The organism is Magnetospirillum fulvum MGU-K5, assembly GCF_000442515.1.
GTDB classification, from domain to species: Bacteria; Pseudomonadota; Alphaproteobacteria; order Rhodospirillales; family Magnetospirillaceae; genus Phaeospirillum; species Phaeospirillum fulvum_B.
In genome coordinates this window covers 1-8,366 of record NZ_AQPH01000101.1, presented here as the reverse complement: position 1 = coordinate 8,366, position 8,366 = coordinate 1, and the positions used below count along the sequence as shown (strand labels likewise).

At 64.7% G+C, this 8,366-nt stretch carries 10 protein-coding genes; 8 read left to right on the top strand and 2 right to left on the bottom strand.

The window, feature by feature from the left end; all coding sequences use genetic code 11:
• Positions 1–47: 47 nt before the first annotated feature.
• Entirely contained in the window at positions 48–824 is a 777-nt protein-coding gene (locus tag K678_RS16235) for an ABC transporter ATP-binding protein (RefSeq protein ID WP_021133563.1), read from the top strand.
• Positions 825–1,034: 210 nt separating this feature from the next.
• Here the strand turns inward: K678_RS16235 and rpmB are convergent, their stop codons facing one another.
• On the bottom strand, positions 1,035–1,334 hold the full coding sequence (gene rpmB / locus K678_RS16230) for a 50S ribosomal protein L28 (protein ID WP_021133562.1): 300 nt from the start codon (positions 1,332–1,334) through the stop codon (positions 1,035–1,037).
• Positions 1,335–1,518: 184 nt separating this feature from the next.
• Here rpmB and K678_RS16225 point away from each other — a divergent pair, with 184 nt between their 5' ends.
• On the top strand, positions 1,519–1,926 hold the full coding sequence (locus tag K678_RS16225) for a Crp/Fnr family transcriptional regulator (RefSeq protein WP_021133561.1): 408 nt from the start codon (positions 1,519–1,521) through the stop codon (positions 1,924–1,926).
• Here K678_RS16225 and K678_RS16220 read toward each other — a convergent pair whose 3' ends face one another.
• Positions 1,927–2,172 carry a hypothetical protein gene (locus K678_RS16220; protein ID WP_021133560.1) on the bottom strand — a complete coding sequence of 82 codons (246 nt, stop codon included), beginning with the start codon at positions 2,170–2,172 and terminating at the stop codon, positions 1,927–1,929.
• A gap of 232 nt (positions 2,173–2,404) precedes the next feature.
• Between K678_RS16220 and K678_RS18010 the strand changes: the two genes are divergently transcribed.
• Genes K678_RS18010 through K678_RS16190 form a run of 6 tightly spaced genes read left to right on the top strand, consistent with a single transcriptional unit; the run spans position 2,405 to position 8,337 of the window.
• On the top strand, positions 2,405–4,810 hold the full coding sequence (locus K678_RS18010; RefSeq protein WP_196802606.1) for an ATP-binding protein: 2,406 nt from the start codon (positions 2,405–2,407) through the stop codon (positions 4,808–4,810).
• Between the two features lie 23 nt (positions 4,811–4,833).
• Positions 4,834–5,289: a CoA-binding protein gene (locus tag K678_RS16210; protein ID WP_021133558.1), complete on the top strand. Its 456-nt coding sequence runs from the start codon at positions 4,834–4,836 to the stop codon at positions 5,287–5,289.
• Positions 5,290–5,347: 58 nt separating this feature from the next.
• Positions 5,348–6,301 carry an acetyl-CoA carboxylase carboxyltransferase subunit alpha gene (locus K678_RS16205; RefSeq protein WP_021133557.1) on the top strand — a complete coding sequence of 318 codons (954 nt, stop codon included), beginning with the start codon at positions 5,348–5,350 and terminating at the stop codon, positions 6,299–6,301.
• Positions 6,298–7,041 carry a glycosyltransferase family 2 protein gene (locus K678_RS16200; RefSeq protein ID WP_021133556.1) on the top strand — a complete coding sequence of 248 codons (744 nt, stop codon included), beginning with the start codon at positions 6,298–6,300 and terminating at the stop codon, positions 7,039–7,041. Before K678_RS16205 ends, K678_RS16200 begins: the two co-directional genes overlap by 4 nt.
• Complete coding sequence (locus K678_RS16195; RefSeq protein ID WP_021133555.1) at positions 7,038–7,781, top strand: TVP38/TMEM64 family protein; 744 nt, start codon at positions 7,038–7,040, stop codon at positions 7,779–7,781. The genes K678_RS16200 and K678_RS16195 overlap by 4 nt, the downstream gene beginning before the upstream one ends.
• On the top strand, positions 7,759–8,337 hold the full coding sequence (locus K678_RS16190) for a BON domain-containing protein (RefSeq protein ID WP_021133554.1): 579 nt from the start codon (positions 7,759–7,761) through the stop codon (positions 8,335–8,337). The genes K678_RS16195 and K678_RS16190 overlap by 23 nt, the downstream gene beginning before the upstream one ends.
• Positions 8,338–8,366: the final 29 nt, after the last annotated feature.

Below are 8,366 nucleotides of genomic sequence, written 5' to 3'. Positions count from 1 at the left end.
AATTAGTCTGATCACCGCCCTGTTCTTCGGCCAGTGAGGCGTACCCGGTGACCTCTGTTCCGCCCAAGATCGTTCTGACCGACCTGCACAAATCGTTCGGCCCCAAGGTCGTGCTGGATGGGATCGACCTATCGGTCGCCCGCGGCGAATCCGTGGTGGTGATCGGTGGCTCCGGCACCGGCAAGTCGGTGATGCTGAAATGCATTCTGGGCCTGCTGCGGCCCGAGCGCGGCTCGATCCGGATCGATGGCGAAGAAGTCGTCGGCATCCGCGCCCGCGAGCGCGATCAGGTGATGCGCAAGTTCGGGATGCTGTTCCAGGGCGGCGCGCTGTTCGACTCGCTGAAGGTGTGGGAGAACGTCGCGTTCGGCCTGATCCAGGGCCAGCGGATGGCCCGCGCCAAGGCCCGCGACATCGCCTTTGACAGACTGGCCCAGGTTGGGCTGTCGGCGGCGTCGGGCAACCTGTTCCCGTCGGAACTGTCGGGGGGCATGCAAAAGCGCGTCGCGCTGGCCCGCGCCATTGCCACCAATCCCGAGATCATCTTTTTCGACGAGCCGACCACCGGCCTCGATCCGATCATGGCCGACGTCATCAACAGCCTGATCGTCAAATGCGTCAAGGACATGGGGGCGACCGCGCTGTCGATCACCCACGACATGGCCAGCGCCCGTAAGATCGCCGACCGCATCGCGATGCTCTACAAAGGGCAATTGATCTGGGTTGGCCCGGCCAAGGATATCGAATCCTCGGGCAATCCCTTCGTCGATCAGTTCATCCACGGCCGCGAACAGGGGCCGATCCAGATGGAATTGCGGGCGTAAGACACCGCCCCTCCCGACCACCGCCCCGATCCAGGCGGGCCTGACGTCCCGGCCCGACCGTTTCCGTCGTCCGTTCGTCTTCAGGTATCGGCGCCAAAGACGCTGATGGTATCCCCTTGCCCGCCCCCCCGTCTCCAAGCGCCAGACACGCGAAAAGAGGGCTCGCCGGAGCGAACCCTCTTTCAAACTTTCGCGAAACCGGAAATCCGGTTAGGCGGCAACCGGCTTGTTCGCCAGAGCGCGCTGAATGCGACGCTTCAGGCGACGCGCGTCCTCGGGCAGCTTGGAATCGGTCACCGAAAGCAGATAGGCGTCGATGCCGCCGTTATGCTCGACGGTCTTCAGCCCATTGGTGCACAGACGCAGACGAACGGTCTGGTTCAGGGCGTCGGACAGGAGCGACACTTCCTGGAGATTGGGCAGGAACCGCCGCCGGGACTTGTTGTTGGCGTGGCTGACGTTGTTGCCGGTCAGAACGCCCTTGCCGGTGATGGCGCAGCGACGTGCCATGTCGAAAATCCTCGCTAGAATACGGGCGCCGGCCCACGCCCGACCGTAATCGATCAGGCTGTGCCGGAGGAAGCCGCGTTTTTACGGTGGTCGAGCCGGGCCGTCAAGGCCGAATCGCAGGTTCGATCAATCCGAGGCGATGTTATGCTGCATTTAAGGACGACGACCGGACGGAACGAGGGGCATGATGGCGGACAAAAGCGGCGGCGGAGCGGAACGGCGGAGCTTTGCGCGGGGAACGGTGATCTTTCGCGAGGGCGAAGCCGGAGACGAAGCCTATCTGCTCCACCAGGGCGCGGTCCGGATTTTCAAGACCGTCGCCGGACGGCGGATCACCCTGGGCACCGTTCATCCGTTCCAGGTGTTCGGCGAAATGTCGATGATGGACGATTCGCCGCGCATGGCCGGGGCAATTGCCGAAAGCGATGTCGTCTGTCTGGTCCTGACCAAACAGGCGATCCGGTCGATGATGGATCAGGCCCCCGAGGGGCTATCGACCCTGATCCTGTCGATGCTGGCCACGATACGATCGATGGGGCACGAATTGGCCGACGCCCGCGCCGCGCTGATCGACCATAATGGCAAGGGTTGACTAGTCCGAGCTTTCCTTGATCGAACTGGTCAGGCTGTCGACCATGTCATGAAGGATCTGGCGAAACTGCTCGGCACTGCATCCGAGGATCAGCGCATCTTCCAGCGCGTCATGCGCCAGACTTTTCAGTTCGACGAAATTCTCGTTTAAGACCTTGATCTTCTCCACGCAGGACACCGGCGCGCCGCTGGGTTTCAGCCAGATCAGACCGTCCGTGTCGTCGCGTGTCGCTCGCCCCGATTCCACTTTGTCCTCCCATCCTGGATCCTTGGGGAATCATTACCGCGACCGCCCCCCGACGGGAAGAAAAAACACGGAATCCCGAAGTGGAGAGCCCACCCTTGCCAGCCCGCTGCGGGAGGAATAGTCTCGTTTCCGAAAAAACCTATGGTTGACCGGGGGCGAGATCAAATTGCTGCCTCCAGCAATATCCCATCACATGCAACGTCCCCGCTGGCTTATTGCCGCCGTGGTCTTGGTGAATCTGGTTGTCATCGGATTAGCCGCCGTGACGATCCACCTCGACCTGACTGGCCGCCGCGAGGCGGCGCAGGCGTCGGCCCGGATGCTGTCGGGAATCCTCGCCAACGAGGTTGACCATTACATCCGCCGTGTCAGCCTTGAACTCCAGACGATCGCCGACGAAGCGGCCCGCGACGGGGGCGCAACCAAACCGACCGACCCGGCGGCGTTGCGCACCTTCCTTGATCGCCATCGCACCCGGGTCGCGGGCCTTGCCGAAATCAGTCTGGTCGATCCGGTGGGACGACGGGTGCTGTCCTCGACCGGCGCAAGCCTGGAATTGCCGCTCTCGATCGGCGAAATGGCCTTCTTTGCCCATCTGCGTGATGAAGCGGCTGCCGGACTGACGGTCTCGCGCCCGGTCAGCGACCAAAATCGCCAACAACGCCTGTTACTGCTGGGCTACCGGATCGACCGCCCTGACGGCGGATTTGGCGGAGCCGTCATCGCGATCCTGCCGTCCGGCTATCTGACCGAATTGTTCGCCGCCACCCATCCCGATCCCGGCATGCACATCTCGCTGATCAACCGGAAGATGGAATTCATCGCCCGGTACCCGGAGCCTCCGACGATGGAGGGGGCCGCGATCACCACCGCCACCTCGGACGAAACCCGCGCCCTGATCGAAACCGACACCGAAGCCGCTCCGATTCACCTTCTGTCGCGGATCGACGGCAACATGCGCACCTCATACCTGCGCAAGGTCCCGAATCAGCCGCTGTTCTTCAGCGTCGGGATCGCCGACGAGGTTTTCCTAAAGCCCTGGCGTGCCGAAGGGATGCGGATCGGGCTCCTCACCGCGGCGTTCGTCGCCCTGTCGCTGCTGCTAACACTGGCGGTCCGGCGCAATTGGGCCGAACGCGAGGCGGCGATCCGGGCCCTGGAAGAAGCCCACGCCGAGGTTCGCGCCCATGCCGAGCGGCTCGACATGGTGCTGCGCGGTGCCAATGACGGTTGGTGGGACTGGGACATTCTGCTCGACGAGCTTTATGTCTCGCCGCGCTGGTGGGAAATGCTGGGCCACCCGCCCAAGGGCAGTCGCGGCTCGCCTGAAATATGGTGGAACCGGATTCATTCCGACGATCTGGACCGGGTACGTGCCGACCTGGCGCAAAGCTTGGCCTCGGACCTGACCACCGTCCAGATCGAAATCCAACTCTGTCATGCCAGCGGCCATTACCTGCCCATCCTGATGCGGGGTTATATCCTGCGCGACGTCTCGGGCCGGGCGCTCAGGATGTCGGGCACCAACACCGACCTGACCGAAATCCGCCGCTTCGAGGCGACGTTGCAGGCGATGTTCGACCTTTCGCCGCTGGGCAAATGTCGGGCCGATGCCGATGGCCGCATCCTTGACGTCAATGCCGCCCTGCTCGACACGGTGGGGATGAGCCGCGCCGAACTGACCGGAACGATTTTACCCGGAATCGTGCCCCAGCCCGGCCCCGGGGAGGAAGGCCTTCAGCGCGACCGCCTCGATTCCACCGGCACGTTTGGACCGTTCGAAACCGGGCTGACCCGGCCGGATGGACGGACGGTGTCGGTGCGGTTGCGCGGGGTGCGGATCAAAGCCGATGGCGGGCCTGCGTCGATCTATATCATCGTCGAGGATATCTCAGACGAACGGGCGGTGATGCAGGCACTGGAGGAGCGGACCCGCGACCTGGCCCGGTCCAACGCCGACCTGGAACAATTCGCCTATGTCGCCAGCCACGACCTGCGCGAACCGCTCCGGATGGTGTCGGGCTTCCTCGGCCTGCTGGAGCGGCGCTACACCCCCAGCCTCGACGCCGAAGGCATCCAGTTCATCGCCTTCGCCAAAGAGGGCGCGCAGCGGATGGACCGGCTGATCCTCGATCTGCTCGATTTCTCGCGGATCGGGCGGGCAAACACCGTGCTGGAACGCGTGTCGGTCCAGACCGTTATCGATCAGGCGATCCGCAATCTGGCGGTGGGGATCGAGGAAAGCGGCGCACAGATTGCGGTCGAGCCCAGCCTGTCCGAGGCACGGGTGATCGGCGACCCCACCCAATTGATCAGCCTGTTCCAGAATCTGATCGGCAACGCACTGAAATACCGCAATCCCGACCGCCCGCCGGTGATCCGGCTGACCGGGCGGCTGGATGGCGGCGCGTGGGAAATTTCGGTCGCCGATAACGGCATCGGCATCGAGCCGGAATATTTCGACCGCATTTTCCGGATTTTCCAACGCCTTCACACCCGCGATCAGTTCGAAGGCACCGGGATCGGTCTGGCGGTCTGTCGCAAGATCGTCGAACATCATGGCGGCCGGATTTGGATCGAATCGGTTCCGGGCGAAGGCAGCACCTTCGTCTTGACTCTTCCGGCGTCCACCGACTGACCGATGGAGCAGGCGCGCCCACGATGACCGGACCCTCCCCCCTACGCTATTCCGACGACACCCTGCGCGCGATCCTGCGCACGGTGCGGACCATCGCGGTGGTCGGTGCCTCGGCTGATCCCAGCCGTCCCAGCCACGACGTGGCCCAGTTCCTGCGCCGCCAGGGCTATCAGATCGTCGCGGTCAATCCCGCTCTGGCTCCGGGCTCCCTCGGCCCGATCCCGATTTATCCCGATCTGGCCGCGATCCCCCACCCGGTCGACATGGTCGATATCTTTCGCCGCTCGGACGCGGCGGGCGCGATTGCCGATCAGGCGATCGCGATCGGAGCCAAGGTGGTGTGGATGCAATTGGGCGTACGCGACGACACGGCAGCGGCGCGGGCCGAAGCGGCCGGGCTGCGCGTGGTGATGGACCGCTGCCCCAAGATCGAATTCCGCCGCCTGGGGGGCGATTCTTCATGGTGCGCTGCCGAATAATTCGGATCGCAACAACGCCGCTTGCTCCCGGACGCGGGTGCTTGTATGACATCTTCCCATGCATATTCTCGAATTCGAAAAGCCCGTCGCCGAGCTCGAGGGCAAAATTGAGGAGCTGCGACACCTCTCCGACAGCGGCGAAGTCAACATCGCCGAGGAGGTAGGCAAGCTCCAGGCAAAGGTCGACAAGCTGCTGCGGACGACCTACGCCAAGCTCACGCCCTGGCAAAAGACGCAGGTGGCGCGCCACCCGCAGCGTCCGCATGCCCTTGCTTACATCCATGCCCTGATCGAGGACTTCACGCCGCTGGCTGGCGATCGATTGTTCGCCGAAGATCAGGCCATCGTCGGCGGGTTGGGACGCTTCCGCGGTCGCTCGGTCGTCGTGATCGGCCATGAAAAGGGCCACGACACCGACGGGCGCATCCGCCACAATTTCGGCATGGCGAAGCCCGAAGGCTATCGCAAGGCCCGCCGCCTGATGGAACTGGCCGACCATTTCCAGATTCCGGTGATCACCCTGGTCGACACCGCCGGTGCCTATCCGGGCGTCGATGCCGAAGCGCGCGGTCAGGCCGAGGCGATCGCCCGTTCGATCGATGCCGGTCTCAATCTGCGGGTGCCGTTCGTTTCGACCATCATCGGCGAAGGCGGATCGGGCGGAGCCATCGCGCTGGCGACCGCCAACACCGTGCTGATGCTCGAACATTCGGTCTATTCGGTGATCAGCCCCGAAGGCTGTGCCTCGATCCTGTGGCGCTCGGGCGAAAACGCCAAGGACGCCGCCGAGCAATTGCGCCTCACCGCTCAGGATTTGCTGAAGCTGGGCGTGATCGACGCCGAAATCCCCGAGCCGCTGGGCGGTGCCCACCGCGACGTGCCGCTGGTCGTCCAGACCCTGGGCAACGCTCTGGAAAAGGCGCTGGCCGATCTGTCGGGCATCGAAGGCGGAGTGCTGCGGGCGCGGCGTCGTGAAAAGTTCCTGGAAATGGGGAAGGTGGGGCTGTCGTGACGGAGACGCTGGCGCCAGAACTCTCGGTTGTGGTGCCGGTCCGCAACGAGGCCGACAACATCCTTCCCCTGCTGCGGGAAATCCACGTCGCGCTCAAGACCCGGGTGCCGTTCGAAGTCATCTATGTCGATGACGGCTCAGACGACGCAACGCCCCAAGTGCTGGCCGAAGCCCGCAAGCTGTATTCCCGGCTGGTGGTGCTGCGGCACAAAACCGCCTGCGGGCAAAGCCGCGCCGTCGCTACCGGGGTGCGCACCGCTCGTGCCCCGCTGATCGCGACACTCGACGGCGACGGCCAGAACGATCCGGCCGACCTGCCCGCGATGCTGGAACGCTGGCGCGCCGCGCCCGAGACGATCCGGCCCCGGCTGATGATCACCGGATGGCGGGCCGACCGCCGCGACGATCCGATCCGCCGTCTTTCCTCGACGATTGCCAACCGGGTTCGCGCCGCTCTGCTGGGCGACGGGGTACCGGATTCCGGCAGCGGGATCAAACTGCTCCCGCGGGACCTGTTCATCGAACTGCCCTATTTCGACCACATGCACCGCTTCATGGCGGCGCTGGTGATCCGGACCGGCGGCACCATCGAAACGGTGCGGGTCAATCACCGTCCGCGTGAACGCGGCGTGTCAAAATACGGGGTGTGGGACCGGCTGTGGGTCGGCATCGTCGATCTGCTCGGGGTGATGTGGCTGATCCGTCGGTCGCGGGTTCCGGTGGTCGAGAAGCCCGAGTGATTTCCCCTCTTCCGCCCGGATTTCACCTCCGGGTTCTGCTGCGCGGATTGGTGCTGATCGTCACCCTGGTCGCAGTGGGATTCCTGATCGAGGGGTTTGGCTTTCGCGACGCCCTCGATACCGGCTGGATCGACGCCCAAATTCGCGGCAAGGGTCTCAGCGGCGACGCCCTCTTCGTGATGGTCGGAGCGCTGTTCATCGGCATCGGCCTCCCCCGCCAGGCGGTGTGCTTCCTGGGCGGCTATGCCTTCGGCTTCGTCGAAGGCGTGCTGTGGTCCAGTCTTGCCTCGGTACTGGGCTGTATCTGCGCCTTCTATTACGCCCGCTTCCTCGGCCGCTCGCTGGTCGTGACCCGCTTTCCCGAGCGGATTGCCCGGCTTGACGCCTTTCTGGAAGGCAACACCTTCTCGATGTCCCTGCTGCTGCGGCTGCTGCCGATCGGCAGCAACCTGCTGGCCAATCTCGCCGCCGGGGTATCGGGAGTCCGGGCGGTGCCGTTCTTCCTCGGCTCGGGGCTGGGCTATCTGCCCCAGACCTTTGTCTTTGTCCTGCTAGGCAGCGGCATCCAGGTCGATCCGATCTTCCGCATCGGTACCAGCGTGATATTGTTTATTGCATCGGGGGTGTTGGGAGTCTGGCTGTATCGGCGCTATCGCCACGGCCGCCGCCTTGACGCCGCGACCGAAGCGGCTTTGGACGAAGGGGACGGTCGGGACGATGTGGCGACGCGGCCCAGTTGAGCTTGTTCTGGCCCTGGCCCTGATCCTTCCCGCCGGGTGCGCCCCGTTTGGGGGAGGCCCCGGTCCGGGTGTTTCCACCCCGGCCTCGGGTCGGGCGATCGCCGTGCGCCCCGGCGACGAAGCGCTGGCCGCCACGGTGCGAGCCCAGTTGGCGGCAACCGACCGCGACTCGTTCCAGGGCGTCTCGGTCCTGGCCTGGAACGGCACCGCCTTGTTGACCGGGGCGGTGATCCGGCCCGAACAGCGCCGCCGGGCCGAGCAGACCGCCCGCGCCGTTCCGGGAATCGCCGAGGTTCACAACGAACTGCAACTGGCCGAAAAAGCGGTCCTCGACAGCTTTACCCCCGACACCGGGCGCGAGGCCGCGATCCTGGCCCAAATCTCAACCCACCCCGACCTCAGTGGCAGTTTCACCCTGCGGCTCGTTCATGGAATCGCCTATCTGCTCGGCTCGGCCCCAACCCGCGCCGCCGCCGAGAACGCCGCCGACCTGATCCGCGAGATCGACGGCGTCAAATGGGTGGTCGATCTCGTTACCGTCGCGGATGGCCGCTAGGGCGTTCCGCTGACGCGCTTTTCGATGGG

Excerpts from the sequence above, each read along its gene's own strand:
- rpmB (WP_021133562.1), bottom strand. The coding sequence starts at position 1,334 with ATGGCACGTCGCTGCGCCATCACCGGCAAGGGCGTTCTGACCGGCAAC.
- K678_RS16225 (WP_021133561.1), top strand. The coding sequence starts at position 1,519 with ATGATGGCGGACAAAAGCGGCGGCGGAGCGGAACGGCGGAGCTTTGCG.
- K678_RS16190 (WP_021133554.1), top strand. The coding sequence starts at position 7,759 with ATGTGGCGACGCGGCCCAGTTGAGCTTGTTCTGGCCCTGGCCCTGATC.
- K678_RS16210 (WP_021133558.1), top strand. The coding sequence starts at position 4,834 with ATGACCGGACCCTCCCCCCTACGCTATTCCGACGACACCCTGCGCGCG.
- K678_RS16205 (WP_021133557.1), top strand. The coding sequence starts at position 5,348 with ATGCATATTCTCGAATTCGAAAAGCCCGTCGCCGAGCTCGAGGGCAAA.